Origin of the sequence: Castellaniella sp. (assembly GCF_049671645.1) — a bacterium.
GTDB lineage: Bacteria > Pseudomonadota > Gammaproteobacteria > Burkholderiales > Burkholderiaceae_B > Castellaniella.
In genome coordinates, this window is record NZ_JBATVG010000022.1 from 130,351 (window position 1) to 147,958 (window position 17,608).

Below are 17,608 nucleotides of genomic sequence, written 5' to 3' on the forward strand. Positions count from 1 at the left end.
GCTCCGACTTGCCAATGGGCGTTCGCCCAGGTGCTCTCGATGTTCCAATAACACTGGTGTCGTCATGGTATTTAAGCCATTTCGTTGTTACATCCGGTGCGGACAGCCGTTTTGACAGTCTTCCCCCTCTGCGGGTCTGTGTGGCGCCGTGTACGTGTGTAATAGATTCCACTTGTTTCTGACGATATAGGTTGTAACAGATCGTCCGGGCGCTGTCGGAAGGCCGCATGGCTGCCCAGGCTGATGTCCCAGAAGGAGATAGACACATGAAAAACCACAAAACCACCCTCACCTTGCTGGGCGCCGCCGTGGCGCTGGCGTTCTCCGTGGCAGCATCCGCGGAAAACATCTCTCTGCAGCAGGCTGTGGAATCCGCAGTTCTCAACAATCCCGAAATCGGCGCCCAGTTCCAGAATTTCCAATCCAGCCTGGAAGGCCAGAAGGTCGGTCGCGGCCGTTTGCTGCCGGAAGTCAATCTGCAGGGCTGGACCGGCCGCGAATACCGGGGCAGCAGTGACAACAACCCATCCACCGACTGGACCCGCAACGGCTATAGCCTGTCGCTGCGCCAGTTGCTGTTCGACGGCTTTTCCACCATCAACGACGTGCGCCAGCTGGGTTTCGAAAAACTGGCCGACTACTACACCCTGAAAGCCACGGTCGACGACATGGCCCAGCAGGCCACCCAGGCCTACCTGGACGTGCAGCGGTATCGCGAACAGGTCCGCCTGGCCGAACAGAACTACAAGCTGCACACCGACATCCTCAAGCAGATCTCCGAGCGCAGCGATTCCGGCGTGGGGCGTGGCGTGGATGAAGTCCAGGCGCAGGCCCGGGTGGCATTGGCCCAGACCAACCTGATGACGGCTTCCGGCAATCTGAACGACGTCACCCAGCGCTATCAGCGCATCGTGGGCAAGGTCCCGGCCGACACCATGGCCGAAGTCCCCGATGTCGAGAAAGACCTGCCCAAGGACCCCACGGATTTCATCCCCTCGGTGCGGGTGAATCCCAGCGTGCTGGCCAAGCAGGCCTTGGTGCAGGCGGCCGAGCGCGGCAATGCGTCGGCAAAGGGGCGTTTCTCGCCCACGCTGGAATTGCGCGCCGCAACGGGGCGTGACCGTTCCGATCCTCCCTACATCAACGACCAGTCGGTGCAAAGCTCCAACGTCCAGTTGATGGCAAGCTTCAATTTGTTCCGTGGCGGCGCCGACAGCGCACGCGTGCGCCAGACGGCGGCGCAGACCTACGCGGCCCGCGACGTGCGCGACTACACCTGCCGCAACGTGCAGCAGGAACTCTCCATCGCCTGGAACAACGTCGTGCGCCTGCGTCAGCAAATGCCCTTCCTGCAGCAGCATGAACGCGACATCGCCCAGGTTCGTGTTGCGTATTTGCAACAATTCAAGATCGGCCAACGCACGCTGCTTGACCTGCTGGATACCGAAAACGAACTGTTCGATGCCCGCCAGGCCCTGACCAACGGCGCTTTTGACCTGCGGGTTGCGGAATTCCGCTGGCTCAGCCTGTCGCATCGTGTGCTGCCCGCGCTGAGCCTGGGAGATCCCTACCAAGAACAACCCGACGAGGCCAGCAAGCTGCAGTTCCCGGATGAAATCCTCAAGGCCTGCGTGACGCCTTTGCCCGACACCGGCAGGCTCCAGCCCGTCCAGGTGAACTACCAGGGCGGCATGAAGCCTCCAGTCCTTGCCCCGGCAGGTCAGGCTGGCAAGAAAGGTGCCAGTGGCTGGAACTGATCCAGCAATGAAGGCGGGCCGCGCCGGCCTGCTCCGGTGGTGCGGAGACCAACGGGTTGCCGGACAGGCAACCCGGTGTTCTCTATGGAATAAGGAGCGCGTCGATGGCCGCTGATCATGACCGCATCAAACAAGATCTCTCCGAGCTGGATGCCGGCTTCATCCGGGTCCTGGAAGACTTGATCGATGCGCTGATCGCCAATGGGTCTCTGCGCCTGACGGACCTGCCTCCCCAGGCGCTTGAAAAACTCAATCTGCGCAAACGCGCGCGCCGGCGCCTGCATGACGCGCTGGATCTGATTCCCGATGACGACAACATCCTCTGACGCAGCCATGGCCGCACAGCCTGAATCCCCCCAATCCGATCCCCAGCCGCAGACGGCAGCGCCCGCGCAGGCGGGTCCTGATCGGGCCGACCGGGGGCCGGAGCTGCCCGGCGCGACGCCGCATCAGCTGCATGACGATCCCTTGCTGGCCAGTCTGGTCCTGGTCACCCAGTTGCTGGGCCGTCCATGCACGGCGCAGCAACTATCGTCCGGCCTGCCGCTGGTCGACCAGTGCCTGACGCCATCCCTGCTGACGCGGGCCGCCGGCAGGGCGCAGTGCAGCGCGCGCATCGTGCGCCGCAGGTTGGGCGGCTGGTCGCGCAGCGTGTTCCCCGCGATCCTGTTTCTGAAGAACCAGCGCACCTGCGTCCTGATCCGCGAACGCGCCGACCAGTATCTGGTGCAGTATCCGGAATCCCCGGAACCCGTCGAAGTCCACAAGGCGGACCTGGAAATCGAGTACGCCGGCCTGGCTGCTTTCGTGCGGCCCAAATACCGCACGGAAGACCGCACCCAGGACGCTCACATGCGAGCGCGCAGCGGCCACTGGTTCTGGGCTGCGATGCTGGGCAACTGGAAACTCTACCGCGACGCCGTCGCGGCTGCCGTGCTGATCAATATCTTCGCCTTGGTCATGCCGCTGTACACCATGAACATTTACGACCGCGTGATTCCCAACAGCGCGGTCGAAACCCTGTGGGCGCTGACCATCGGCATCGCCCTGGCCATGGTGTTCAACCTGGCGCTGACGGCGATTCGCGCCTATGTGGTCGATATCGCCAGCAAACGCGTCGATGTGGAATTGTCGTCGCGCATCATGGAACAGGTGCTCGATCTGCGCATGGAAAGCCGGCCGGTGTCGGTCGGGTCCTTCGCATCGAACCTCCGCTCATTCGAGTCCGTGCGCGACTTCATCGCATCGGCCAGCCTCACCACCCTGGTGGATCTGCCCTTCGTCGTGCTGTTCCTGGCGGTGCTGGCCTGGATCTCCCCCTGGATGGTGGCGCCGCCCATCGTGGCCATTCTGGTCATCATGGTCGTGTCGCTGTTTTCCCTGGCCCGGGTCGAAAAGATGACCCTGGAATCCTTCCAGGCCGGGGCGCAACGCAACGCCGGCCTGATCGAGGCCTTGAACGGGATGGAAACCGTCAAGGCCCTGAACGCCCAAAGCCATTCGCAGCGCATGTGGGAGGAATCCACCCGCTGGCTGGCCGAACTGGGCGCGCACATCAAACTGACGTCCTCCGTCACAGTCAGCTTCGTGCAGACCAGCCAGCAACTGGTCAACATCAGCGTGGTGGTGATCGGCGTCTACCTGGTGCAAGACGGCATGACCATGGGCGGCATCATCGCCGCGTCCATGATTTCCGGGCGCTGCCTGGCCCCGCTGGGGCAGGTCGTAGGCCTGATGATGCAGTATCACAATGCCAAGGCGTCGCTGAAATCCATCGACAACTACATGTCCATGCCGGTGGAACGCCCCGCCGACCATGCCTTCATGCCGCGCCCCCTGCTGCGCGGCGGCATTGAATTCCAGGGCGTGACCTTCGCCTATCCGAATACCCAGATGGCGGCGCTGGACGACGTCAGCTTCCGCATCCAGCCGGGCGAGAAAGTCGGCATCATCGGGCGCATCGGGTCGGGCAAGACCACCTTGGAAAAACTGGTGCTGAAACTGTATGCGCCGGTGCAAGGCGCCATCCTGGTCGATGGCATCGACCTGAACCAGATCGACCCGGCCGACGTGCGGCGCACCATCGGCTACGTGCCCCAGGATCCGGTGCTGTTCTACGGCACCTTGAAACACAACCTGACCATCGCATCGCCGTTCGCCACCGACGACGACGTGCTGCGGGCGGCCCAGTTGGCCGGCGTGGACGAATTCGCCGCCAGCCACCCGGAAGGCTACAACATGATCGTGGGCGAGCGCGGCGATTCGCTCTCGGGCGGGCAGCGCCAGTCCATCGCCATCGCGCGGGCCCTGGTCAACGACCCGCAGATCCTGCTGCTGGACGAACCCAGCAGCAATATGGACCACCAGAGCGAATCCCAGCTGAAGGCTCGCCTGAAAGCCGCCAGCCAGGGCAAGACCATGATCCTGGTCACGCACCGCACGTCCCTGCTGGATCTGGTCGACCGGCTGATGGTCATCGACCACGGCCGCATCGTGGCCGACGGTCCCAAGGCCCAGGTGGTCGAAGCGCTGCGCCAAGGCCGTATCGGCGGCGCCCGCAGGAGCTGACGTCATGGGATTGCTACCACATTGGTTTGACCGCCTGCGCACGTCGTTCGCCCCCGACCACCACGAAGGCGGCGGCAAGGACATGATCGGGGATGCCAACTGGGCGCTCAGTCAGCAGCGCACGCGCGGGTCGCGCGCGCTGATCTGGATGGCGCTGCTGACTCTGGGGGTGCTGATCTTTTGGGCGTCCACCGCTGAAATCGACGAAGTCGTGCGGGGCGAGGGCAAGGTCGTGCCTTCCCGCCAGGTGCAGATCGTGCAAAGCCTGGATGGCGGCGTGGTGCAGGAAATCCTGGTCCGTCCCGGCGACAAAGTCGTCAAGAACCAGGTCCTGCTGCGCATCGATCCGACGCGGTATTCCTCGTCGCTGGGGGAAAACCGGGCCGAATCCCTGGCCCTGAAGGCCAAGGTCGCCCGCCTGGAGGCCATCGCCAACAACACGCCCTTCGTGGCGCCGCCCGACGTCGTGGAGCAGGCCCCCAAGCTGGCCGAACAGGAAAGCAACGTCTGGCAGGCGCGCACCCGCGAACTGAATGCCAACCTGGAAGTCGCCCGGGAACAGTTGAACCAGCGGCAGCAGGAATTGCGGTCCACCATCGCCAACCGGGACCAGGCGGCCACGGCTTGCAACCTGTCTTCGCGCGAATACACCATGACCAAGCCGCTGCTGGCCAGTGGCGCGGTGTCTCAGGTCGATCTGCTGCGCCTGCAGCGCGACGTGGCCAAATACTGCGGGGATCAGAAATCCGCCGCCGCGCAGATCGACAAGATCCAGGCGGCCATCCAGGAAGCCCAGGCCAAGCTGAACGAAACCGAAGTCACCTTCCGCAATCAGGCCCGCACGGAACTGTCCGACACCCGGGCAAAACTGTCGTCCCTGCTGGAAGGCCAGATTGCCCTAGCGGACCGGGTGACGTCGTCCAACATCCGTTCGCCGGTCAACGGCACGGTCAAGACCCTGACGGCCAACACCATTGGCGGCGTCGTGCAGCCGGGCAAGGACATCATGGAAATCGTGCCGTCCGACGACACCCTGCTGCTGGAAGTGAAGGTCAATCCGCGCGACATCGGTTTCCTGTATCCGAGCCAGAAGGCGGAAGTCAAATTCACCGCCTACGATTTTTCCATCTACGGCGGCCTGCAGGGCCACGTGGAGGAGATCGGCGCGGATTCCATCACCGACGAAAAAGGCAATTCCTATTACCTGGTCAAGGTCCGCACCGAAAAATCCTACGTCGGCAGCGACGAGCGGCCCATCATCCCCGGGATGATGGCCGAAGTCCACATCCTGACCGGCAAGCGCACCTTGATGCAGTATCTGCTGAAACCCGTTTTGCGAGCGCATTCCAATGCGTTCCGCGAACGCTGAAGGGGGGAATGATCATGACCTTACCGGTTCTGTTGCTCACGGCGGACGAGTCGCTCTATCGGCATTGGTCGGGCCTGGCGCAGGCCGACTGGGCGCCAGCGCGCGGCGCGCGGCTGGCCGACCTGGGTCCCTGGGGGCGCCGGGGCGTGCTGGTGGTCATGGACGCCCGCCTGCTGCCCACGGCCGATACTCAGGTCCCGCCTATTCCCGCCGGCCTGCAGATCGTGGTGGCCAGCACCCACCCCGGCGATCCCGAGGGCCAGCGCGCCCTGGTGGCCGGCGCCGTCGGCTACGTGCATGCCTACATGCCGGTCCAGGGCCTGGACCGTGTCCTGCGCCACGTCATGGGCGGTGAAATCTGGGTCGGCAAAAGCATGTTGACCCGGATGCTCAGCCAGATCGGCCAGGCCGTGCCCGAACCCGATCAGGACTGGGCCCGCGACCTGACCGCCCGCGAACGCGACGTCGCCCGCTATGTCGCCCAGGGCCATTCGAACCAGTCCATCGCCGACAGTCTCGGCATCACCGAACGCACCGTGCGGGCGCATATTTCCGCCATTTTCGAAAAAATGGGCGTCACCGATCGCCTGATGCTGGCGCTGCGGGTGCATGGCATCGACCAGCATGCGCGGCGCGGGGTGGATGTGTGACAGACTCAGGAAAACACTGCTTCCACTGACCCGGCGCAGTCAGTGCCGGATGCCTGGCCGGCCGCGATCTGGATACGCCGACCCAGGCCTGCCTTAGATCCCTTCCATATTGGCCGACCCGCCAATATCGGCGCCTCTTCTTCCCCCGTAACATGCTGTCTCATGATCGCCGCCATGGTGTGGGATGCACTCTGGCAGGCATGAACGAATTTCACCTCTGGGGAACCCACCATGGCTACCGATACCGTCCTGATCACCCACGTCACTGGCAAGGCCTGGATGCGCAATGCCGATGGACAGCTGATAGCGCTGCACGAAGGCATGCGCGTGCCCGTCGATGCCCACATCCTGACGGACGGCGGCGCCAGCGTGACCCTGCAGGCCACCGGCGTGCCGCCGGTGATCGTCGGCCAGAACACCGACATGCTGGTGTCCGACGACCTGGCCGCTGCCCAGCCGCAACCGGCTGACAACGCCGTGACCCCGCCTGCCGATCCCGTGGCCGATCAGGTCCTGGCCGCGCTGGATGCCGGGCAAGATCCGTTCGCGGTCCTGGATCCGACCGCAGCCGTGCTGACCGGTGGCGGTGGCGGCGGCGCCAGCTTCACGCGTCTGGCCAGCATTACCGAGGCCGTGTCTCCCTTGTCGCTGGCGTATCCGCGCCCCGGGGCGGAAACGCCGGAATTCGTGCTGCTGGGCGGGGCTGCCGCGCAGGCGAACCCGCCTGGACCGTCAATCAGTATCCCCGACCAAAATGACACGCCCGATGGCGACAACCCCGGCATTCGCCCGGGAACGTTCTCGATTCTGGAAAACAATACCCACTCGCCTGGGCAACAGCCCGGGATCGCGTTGTTTTCCACGCCTGCGGACAATGATCCGACCCATACGGGGTTCAGCGCGACATTCACAATTTCCGCAAATCCCAGCCTCGGCTCCCTGCAGTTCAACTACGTGCCTGAGTCCGCTCCCGGCGCGCCTGCTGGCACGAATCCGGGGGGCGGAAATGCAACGGTGGTGTCGGCTCATCCCTCGTTTTCAGCCGCAGAACTGGCCAATGCCACGGTGGATGATCCCATCGTGATCGATACGGATCGCGGGTTGCTGCACATCACGGGGTACAACCCGATCACCGGCGTCGTGAGCTACACCTACTGGTCCGATGGCGCGCAGGATCACGATAAAGCCACCGGCGATGGCGAGTCCGTTTTCGATACCATCGGTATTACCGTCACCGACAGTCTTGGTCGGTCGGTCTCTTCGGATCTGGTAGCGAATATCCTGGACACCCAGCCGTTTGCCAACCCCGATGTGAATCAGGTGACGGAAGACACGCATCTGGTGACCAATGGCAATGTCATCGATGGTTTGCATGAATCCGCTCCCGGAGGCTCGGATTCGATTGGCGCCGATGCGACAGCCGTGTCGGGAGTGACGACGGGGGATGCGGGTAGTGGCGCGGTCCTCACGACTGGCGTTGGCACTGTCGTGCATGGCGCTTATGGCGATTTGTTGCTCAATGCCGATGGGTCCTACACGTATACGTTGGTCAGTGATCCCGCCGATGCTCGTTATGCCGATGTGCAGGCCCTGGGGCAGGATAAGACAGCCAATGATGTCTTTAGCTATACGCTGCAGGATGCCGACGGCGATACCGCAACCACGACGCTGACGGTCACGGTCAATGGCACGAACGATGTGCCGACGATCACCTTCGGCGGCGACAATGGCGCCGACGCGAACGCGGCGGTGTCTGAAGAAGGCCTGCGGGCCGGCATCCTGCCGCCGCACGGCCCCGGCATTCCGGATGGCGACGGTTCCCCGGATACGACCAACAGCGCCACGGACGGCGGCACGTTCACGGTCCACGATGCGGACGCGGGCGATACGGTGACGGTAAAGCTGGGTTCGCCGACGGACTCTCTGACGTCGGCCGGCCAGGAGGTGCACTGGTCGGTGTCGGGCGATGGCAAGACGCTGACGGGCCAGATTGGGATCACGTTCTTCGGGCATTTCATCCCGGTGGCTGACGTGATTCGGGTTTCCCTGCACGACAATGGCGGCGGGAACTATTCGTACGACGTGAAGCTGCTGGCGCCGATCGATCATCCCGACACGAGCATCGAAGACGCCCTGAATCTGGGTGTCCCCATCCTGGTCACGGACAGTCATGGCGCGACGGCGGCAGGCAATATCCTGACCGTGAACATCCAGGACGACAGCCCGCTGGCGGTCAACGACAACGGCGGCACCGTGACCGAGGACGCGCAAGGCCATGCGGCGGTTCTGGGGGGCAATGTGCTCCTGAACGATGCGGGCTGGGGCGCGGATGGTCCGAATGACCTGTTCGATGGCTTTGCCTGGAACACCGGTGACAACGCAACGGCGCAAGCCGACCTGTCTCAATACGGTACGCTGGCCCTGGGCCCCGCCGGGGGTTGGACCTTTGTGCTGGATAGTTCCAAGCCCGCCACTCAGGCGCTGGCCGATGGCCAGGTCAAGGATTTCGTCCTGAAGTACACACTGACGGATAACGATGGTGATACATCGGAAGCCGAGCTGACCATTCACATCAAAGGCACGAACGACGTGCCGACGATCACCTTTGGCGACAATGGCGCCGACGCGAATGCGGCGGTGTCTGAAGAAGGCCTGAGGGCCGGCATCCTGCCGCCGCACGGCCCTGGCATCCCGGACGGCGCCGGCTCCCCGGACACGACGAACAGCGCCAATGACAGCGGCACGTTCACGGTCCACGACGTGGATGCGGGCGACACTGTGACGGTGAAGCTGGGCACGCCGACGGATTCTCTGACTTCGGCCGGGCAGGAGGTGCATTGGTCGGTGTCGGATGGTGGCAAGACGCTGACGGGCCAGATCGGGATCACGCTCTTCGGGCATTTCATCCCGGTGGCTGACGTGATTCGGGTTTCCCTGCACGACAACGGCGGCGGGAACTACTCGTATGACGTGAAGCTGCTGGCGCCGATCGATCATCCCGACACGAGCATCGAAGACGCCCTGAATCTGGGTGTCCCCATCCTGGTCACGGACAGTCATGGCGCGACGGCGACAGGCAATATCCTGACCGTGAACATCCAGGACGACAGCCCGCTGGCGGTCAACGACAACGGCGGCACCGTGACCGAGGACGCGCAAGGCCATGCGGCGGTTCTGGTGGGCAATGTGCTCGTGAACGATGCGGGCTGGGGCGCGGATGGTCCGAATGACCTGTTCGATGGCTTCGCCTGGAACGCCGGCGACAACGCTGCAGTGCAGGCCGATCTGTCGCAGTACGGCACGCTGCAGCTGGATGCCTTGGGGAACTGGAAGTTCACTCTGGACAGCACCAATCCCGCCACGCAGGCGCTGGCCGATGGCGAGACCAAGGACTTCGTCCTGAAGTACACGCTGACCGACAACGACGGCGACACGTCGGAAGCCACGCTGACCATTCACATCAAGGGCGCCAACGACGCCCCCACGGTCACCTTCGGCCAGGATGGCGGTCACGTGGTCGTCTCCGAGGAAGGTCTGACAGCGGCCGGCGGCAACTACGACAACGGAATTCCCGGCCAAGGGAACGACGTTCCCAGCGGCGACCAGACCAACGCGCCTTCGGCGGCCGGTTCGTTCACCGTCGCGGACGTGGATGGCGATACGCCGACTGTGACCCTGGGCGCGGGCGTGACAGCGGTCAGCCTGGACAATCCGGCCAGCGGCTCGACCACGCCGCAGGGTCTGACGTCGCATGGGGACCCCATTCAATGGGCCCCCAGTGCCGATGGCCATCATCTGATCGGCTACACCGGGACTGAAGGCACCGACAACTACCGCGAAATCATCCAGATCGACCTGACTCCGGGCGCCGATGGGCATTACGACTATACGGTGACGCTGAAGGGCGCCATCGACCATCCGATCACGGCCGATGCGGCCGAGGACGTGCTGAACCTGAACGTTCCGATCACGGTAGATGACGGCCACGGCGGCGTCACGAACTCCGCCATCACGGTGCGTGTCGAAGACGACAGCCCGTACATTCAGGACACGCAGGCCCAGGGAACCGCTACGACGGAACACATCCCGGATGTGTATGTCGGCACCGTCGATTTTTCCGGTGATTCGAGCGGCACCGCGCTGAGCTTCAATCAGGGCGCCATCCTGGTCACGGGGCAAGGGTTCCAATCCGATACCGACCCGACCCTGACCGCAGCCACTGTTGTGCAGACCGGCGGCGGCCTGGGGGTCAGCAGCCCGGGCGAATCGTATTTCCCTTTGCCGGGCGAAATTGATTACCGCAATTTCCAGGACCAGTCAGGCGCATCCGAAACTCTGACCGTTGCGCTGCAGGACGGCAAGGTCGCCTACAGCGCTCATGTGGAATTCTCCATGATGTACGGCGGCGAACTGGAATCCGGCGTGGTGGAATTCTGGCGGAACGGCGTCAAGGTCGGCCAGCAGGCCTTCAATTCCGATGCGGGATCCGGCGACTATGCGGCGGATTTCAACGCCGACAGCTTCGGCGGCTTCGATACGCTGGTATTCCGGGCGACCAGCAACGGCAATACCAACTTCAGCGACAACAGCGACTTCGCCGTCAAGAGCATCACCTTCGGCGCTTCCGAGCTGCCTCAGGCTCTGGCCTATGGCACGGGTCAGCTTGATTACCAGTATGGCGCCGATGGCGCGGGCAGCGCCCAGTGGAACACGCCGGCGGCCGGCACGATCTATGCCGATGGGCAGGAAGTCCAGTTCTCCTCCGAAGGCAAGGGCACCGTGCTGAACGGCATGGTCAACGGCGAACTGGCCTTCCAGCTGGTTCTGTCGCCCGCGACCGGGAAGTGGGAATTCTTCGAGTACAAGCCCCTGACCGATGCGCAGGGCGATCACCTGAATGCGTTGCCGGCTTCCTTCACGGTCAAGGACGCCGACGGCGACCCGTCGGTCGGTCGGATCACGATCGGTCTGCCGGAATTCAATCACGCGCCCGTCATCGCCGACGGCACGGCGGCAGTGTCCGAGGAAGGCCTGCCGCATGGCCTGCCGGATACGTCCGGAACGCCCACGGACACAAGCAATGAGCGGACGTCTTCCGGTACGCTGTCCATCACCGACCAGGATAGCGGTGACACGCACGTGGTCACGCTGGTGAAGCCGGCGGACGATGCGCTGACCTCCCAGGGCAAGCCGGTCATCTGGGCCTTGTCGGACAGCGACCACACCCTGATCGGCACGGTGGATGGCGTCACGGTGATCACCGTGACGATCACGGATGCCGGCGCCTACACCGTCACCCTGTCGGGTCAGATCGATCATCCGGATTCCGGGACCCCGGGGCACGGCGTGGAAGATGTGCTGTCCCTGGGCATCGGTGTGCAGGTTTCCGATGGTCATGGCGGCACCGACAGCGGCACCCTGACGATCAACATCGAAGACGACAGTCCGGAATTCGGTCAAGTGACCGATGCCACCCTGCTCAATCAGGTGGGTGAAACGTCCGGCGATCTGGTCTTCCATACGGGCGCGGATGTCAACGGCGCATCGCTGGATATCACCAAAATCGATGGCTTGCCCGAGGGCTACGAGGCGAAGGTCAGCGGCGATGGAAAGACGGCGGATATTTATGCTTCCGGTCATTCGGGAACGCCGCTGTATACCGTGACGTTGAATGACAACGGCACCTACTCGGTTGACCAGCATTATGTGCTGGCAGGAAAAGAAACCCTGCCTCCTGTCGGAGGCTATCTCATCACCAACCCGCCGACGGATCATTATCAGTGGGGGGATGACGTACAGGTGCGTGCGTTGGGTGGCGATACTCTGAATGCAAGTACCGCGAATGGGTTCGGGATTGATAACGGCGGGCAATTCCAGTCGGGCGAACAGTTCCAGATCGCCTTTAAAGAGCCGGTATCCGACTTCAGCTTGTCGGTCAAAAAGATATGGGACGGCGGCTCTGTCAAAGTCGATTTGTATAACGACGGCGAGTTTGTCAAGACGCTCTATCTTCCTGTTGACAAGAATCACTCGACCATCGCCATCACGAGCGCTCAGTTGGGCGGGCTGGCGTTTGATCAGGTGGATGTGACGGGCCAGGGGAATATCAAGGTTGGATTTGACAGCAACCTGCAATACACCTCGGCGCATGTCGATGCTCCCGACTTCACCGTTCACGTGACCGGCACGGACGGGGATGGCGATTCGGTGACGACTTCGTTCGATGTCGCGACCAAGGCCAATACGGCGCCCGAGTTTCTCAGCGGCACTGACACGGCCGATACCCCGCCGAATCACGACGCCTATGCCTTCACGGCTGCGGATCAGGATTCCGGGACGTCGGTCGTGGGTCAGGTGCTGGCGCATGATGTCGACGGCGATACCCTGAACTACCAGATCACCGACGGCAACGACAACCACGCCTACAGCATCGATGCGGCGACCGGGGAAATCCAGGTTGATGCCGCGAAGACCGGCGACCTGTTCGATACGGAACGCACGGACCACTTGACCGTGAGCGTGTCAGACGGCAAGGGCGGCGCGGATGTCGCGGCGGTGGATATCCACCTGGTCGGCGACAAGCTGGTAACTGGCACCAATGACCAGAACGTTCTGGCAGGGAATGTCGGCAATGATATTTTGCTGGGTGATACGGGCGGAGCCGACGTCACGGTGCGGCCGGGCCAGAATTACAACATTGCCTTGGTGGTGGATACCTCCGGTTCGATGAACGATGCTTCCGGCCAGACCAAGGAGGTCTGGGTGAAGTCCAGTGAGAAGCATTGGGACTGGGACACGTGGTCTTGGAAGACCGTCGATACCAGCCATTATGAGACCCAGTCCATTTCCCGCATGGAACTCGTCCAGGATGCCTTGAAGCACCTTGCCGAGCAGCTTGCGGGTCATGATGGCAAGGTCAACGTGGCCTTGATCGGGTTCGCCGGCGATGCGACGGACGTCACTCCCAAGCATGGACAGTCCGGCTATGTGTTCAATGACCTGGATGCCACGAAACTGGCGGCCTTGATTGATAAGATCGACGATCTGACGGCTGACGGCGCTACCAATTACGAAGACGCCTTCAAGCAGACGGGGGACTGGTTCCAATCGCTGCCGGCCGATGCCAGCTACAAGGACCTGACGTTCTTCCTGACCGACGGGAACCCCACGACCAATAACAGCGAGTGGGGAGGCGGATCCGCCATGAATTATGGCGACGTGGCTAATGCCCTGGATGACTTCCAGGCGGTGGCCGGTTATGGCGAGGTCCATGCCATCGGGATCGGAGCCGGCATTAACGAGAACATTCTGAAGTTCTTCGACAATACCGATGTCACTGCGCCGCAGTCGGTCTGGGTAGATGGCGAAAAGGTCACGGCCGACGCCGGACAAGTCGATATCGTCAACGATGCCGACGGCCTGAATGCCGCTTTGCAGGGCGGCGGGCCGGACAGCATCGATCTCTTGCCTGTCAGCAATGACACCCTGTCGGGCGGCGACGGTAACGACATTCTGTTCGGCGACGTCATCAATACCGATGGCCTGGCCTGGGCGGGACGTCCGGACAATTTGCCGGACGGCTCGGGCCTGGATGCGCTGAAGGCCTACCTGAAGGCGGACCTGGGCCATGATGCGACGAACCAGGATATCTACGACTACATCAAGGGCCATTCCGATCAGTTCAATGTCGCGGGCGATGTCCGGGGCGGGAATGACACTCTGGATGGCGGCGCCGGGAACGACACCCTCTACGGCCAGGGCGGTAACGATACCCTGATCGGCGGGGCCGGCAACGATACGCTGTATGGCGGGGCTGGCGACGACGTCTTCGTCTGGAAGCTTGGCGACCAGGCTGCGGCCGGTCACCCAGCGGCGGTGGATCACGTGATGGACTTTGGTGTGGATGCTGCCAGTGCCAGTGGCAAGGACAAGCTGGACCTTAGCGATCTGCTCCAGGGACATACCGACGGTGCTACGCCGGGTGATCATGGCGATTTGACGCAGTATCTGCATATCAGCGGTGGTACGGGTGGAGATGCGGGCAAGACCATCATCAATATCAGTACGGATGGGAATGTGGCCTCCGGCCATGACCAGCAGATCGTCATCGATAACGTCGACCTGACGGTCGGACATGACAATCTGGATACCGCTGCGGGACAGACTGCGCTCATCAACAGCCTCATCAATGACGGGAAGTTGAAGGTCGACAGCCACTGATCCTGGCTCTGATCGTCAGGCTGTGCTTCCGCCCGTGGCAGGGTTCTCTCTGGCACGGGCGGATTCTTTTGTGCTATGTCGATGCCCCTATTGGCGTCCCCGCCAATAGGCGACATTCTCTTACATCGGTAGCATCTTTCCTCATGATCGCCGCCATGGCGTTTGGATGCGCCCTGGCAGGCACGACCGAATTTCACCTCTGGGGAACCCACCATGGCTACCGATACCGTCCTGATCACCCACGTCACTGGCAAGGCCTGGATGCGCAATGCCGATGGGCAACTGATCGCGCTGCATGAAGGCATGCGTGTGCCTGTGGATGCTCACATCCTGACGGACGGCGGCGCCAGCGTGACCCTGCAGGCCACGGGGGTGCCCCCGGTGATCGTCGGCCAGAACACCGACATGCTGGTGTCCGACGATCTGGCCGCTGCCCAGCCGCAACCGGCCGACAACGCCGTGACCCCGCCTGCCGATCCCGTGGCCGATCAGGTCCTGGCCGCGCTGGATGCCGGGCAAGATCCGTTCGCAGTCCTGGATCCGACCGCAGCCGTGCTGACCGGTGGCGGTGGCGGCGGCGCCAGCTTCACGCGCTTGTCCAGCATCGTGGAAACAGTGACTCCGTTGGCTTTGGCCTACCCGCGTCCGGGCCTGGAAACGCCGGAATTCGTGCAACTGGGTGGGGTGGCGCCAGCGCCGGATGGGGCGGCACCCGCCCCGGTCCCGGCTGGTCCGACCATCGATGTGCCTGATACCAATGATCAGCCCGGCGGCGATGGTCAGCCGCCTGTCGCGGTGCCCGGCAATTTCAGTATCGTCGAATCGAATACCGGGGTCGGGGTCGAAGGCACGTTCAGTTTCACGGCAGCAGGCGGACTGCGGGAACTGGTATTCAATTTCTTCGGCGAAACCGGCACGCCGGGCGGCTCCGCCGCGCCCTCTGCTTCCCCCCCCCTCCCGGTCACGCTGGCCCAGTTGCTGGCTTCGTCCGGGACTCCCATCCAAATTGACACCGACCGCGGGTTGCTGGTGATCACCGGCTATAACCCGACTACGGGTGAAGTCTCTTATCGCTATACCTCCGACGGGGCGCAGGACCATCGCCAAGGCGACGGCGAGTCGGTGCTGGACTCCATCGGTATCACTGTGGTCGATGACCAGGGAAGGACCGTCTCGTCGGACCTTGTGGCGAACATCACGGACACAGTGCCCGTGGCGAATCCGGATGCGAATGCGATCGGGGAAGACGACAACTCGGTCACTGGCAATGTGCTGGCGGCTACGGGGGCGTCCGCTGGCGATGTGGCGGATACGCAAGGCGCCGATGGCGCCAAGGTGACCGGTGTTCAAGAACCGGGCGCGGCGGGCAGCTCGGCGGTGGCCGACAGCGGCGCGACGGTGTTCCACGGCCAGTATGGCGATCTGACGATTGATGCGCAGGGCCAGTACACCTACACGCTGGCCGCTGAGGGCGATCCGCGCTATTTGGCGCTGCAAGGCCTGGCCGAGGGCCAGCAGGTCGATGAGGTCTTCAAGTACACGTTGACCGATGGGGACGATGACCAGTCCTCGGCTGACCTGACGATCACGGTCACCGGCGCCGACGATGGCGTGACGGTGGAGGTGCCGCCGACGGAGACGGGCAATCCGGTGCATGGCACGACGACGGATAACACGGTTTTTGAAAGCGGGTTGGCCGATGGCAGTGCGCCTAACGTGGCGGACCTGACGGCTGCCGGGTCGTTCACGGTGCAGGCGCTCGACGGACTGCATGCCAGCGAGGCGGTGACGTTGGGCTACACGGATGCGGGCGGCAACGCGGCCACGCTGGTACTGAGCAAGGCGGCGCTGGAAGCGCTGGGCACGACGCATCAGACGGTGACGACGCAGTACGGCACGATGGAACTGACCGGCTACAGCCAGGCGGCCGATGGCACGATCACGGTGAACTACAGCTACACGCTGGTCAATGCCCCCAAGGTTGATGGCGCCTCGACGACCGATGGCTTCACGGTGGTGGCCAAGGACGTGGACGGGGATGTGAACCTGGGCCAGGCTCTGAACATCCGGATCGTGGACGATGCGCCGGTGGCTGCCGACGATGCCAATGCGATTGGCGAGGACGGCACCTCGGTGACGGGTAATGTGCTGGGTGCCACTGGCGCAACGGCCGGCGACGTGGCTGACACGCAAGGCGCCGATGGCGCTCGAGTGTCGGAAGTTCATTCGGATGCCGACGCTGTGGTTAAAGAAATCGCGGTCGATGGCTCCGCCGTCGTGAATGGAACCTATGGCGACCTCACGATTCACGCGGATGGCAGCTACACCTATACGCTGGCAACGGAAGGCGATTCTCGCTATCCCGCACTGCAGGCGCTGAGCGATGGCGCTGCCGCACAGGATGTGTTTACGTATCTTCTGACTGATGGGGACGGCGACAATAGCAATCCGGCAACGTTGACGATCAATATCACTGGGGCAAATGACGTCCCGACGATTGGGCAGCCGACGGTGGGCAATGGTGGCGATGGCCTCGTCTACGAGGCTGGCTTGGCGAATGGCTCCGATCACAGCGAGCCGACCCAGAGTGGGGGCACCTTCGCCGTTGGCGATCCGGATACTGGGGATACGGTTACTGTCAGTCTCGAAGGCCCCGCAGGGGTCACTTCGGATGGGAAGCCGGTGGTCTGGACATGGGATGCGACGACACATACGCTGACGGGCACCGCGGACGGCGCTCCCGTCATGACGATTGTGCTGATACCTCCTGCAGGCGGCACGACGGGTGATTACGGCTATCAAATCAATTTGCTGGCTCCCGTCGAGCATGGCGCGGAAGGTTCGTCGACGGATGGGTCAATCAATTTTGATGTCACGATCAAGGCCAAGGACAGCAGCGGGAGCGAGGCTTCCCCGCAGAATTTGCATGTGACGATTGTGGACGACGTGCCCACGATCAGTGTGGACACGGCGGCCACGGGCGCCTATGGTTCGGTCGTCACCGGCAGCGTGGCCATGGCCTTCGGCGCCGATGGCGAGAAGAG

Annotated in this window: 7 protein-coding genes; all 7 read left to right on the forward strand. The window is 63.0% G+C overall.

Going from position 1 to position 17,608, the window contains the following annotated elements; all coding sequences use genetic code 11:
- The first annotated feature begins 266 nt into the window (after positions 1-266).
- A complete protein-coding gene (locus WBG56_RS11035) occupies positions 267-1,757 on the forward strand; it encodes a TolC family outer membrane protein (RefSeq protein WP_424268206.1) in 1,491 nt (496 codons plus the stop codon).
- A gap of 104 nt (positions 1,758-1,861) precedes the next feature.
- A complete protein-coding gene (locus tag WBG56_RS11040) occupies positions 1,862-2,083 on the forward strand; it encodes a hypothetical protein (protein WP_424268208.1) in 222 nt (73 codons plus the stop codon).
- A 7-nt stretch (positions 2,084-2,090) separates the two neighbouring features.
- Positions 2,091-4,325: a type I secretion system permease/ATPase gene (locus WBG56_RS11045; RefSeq protein WP_424268210.1), complete on the forward strand. Its 2,235-nt coding sequence runs from the start codon at positions 2,091-2,093 to the stop codon at positions 4,323-4,325.
- An 82-nt stretch (positions 4,326-4,407) separates the two neighbouring features.
- Positions 4,408-5,694 carry an HlyD family type I secretion periplasmic adaptor subunit gene (locus WBG56_RS11050; protein ID WP_424268230.1) on the forward strand — a complete coding sequence of 429 codons (1,287 nt, stop codon included), beginning with the start codon at positions 4,408-4,410 and terminating at the stop codon, positions 5,692-5,694.
- 14 nt (positions 5,695-5,708) lie between these two features.
- The gene (locus WBG56_RS11055; protein ID WP_424268212.1) at positions 5,709-6,344 is read left to right on the forward strand and encodes a helix-turn-helix transcriptional regulator; all 636 of its coding nucleotides are present in this window, start codon (positions 5,709-5,711) and stop codon (positions 6,342-6,344) included.
- Positions 6,345-6,575: 231 nt separating this feature from the next.
- The gene (locus tag WBG56_RS11060; RefSeq protein WP_424268214.1) at positions 6,576-14,564 is read left to right on the forward strand and encodes a retention module-containing protein; all 7,989 of its coding nucleotides are present in this window, start codon (positions 6,576-6,578) and stop codon (positions 14,562-14,564) included.
- 213 nt (positions 14,565-14,777) lie between these two features.
- Positions 14,778-17,608, forward strand: a 2,831-nt coding sequence (locus tag WBG56_RS11065) for a retention module-containing protein (protein ID WP_424268216.1), incomplete at its 3' end; no start/stop codon positions are given.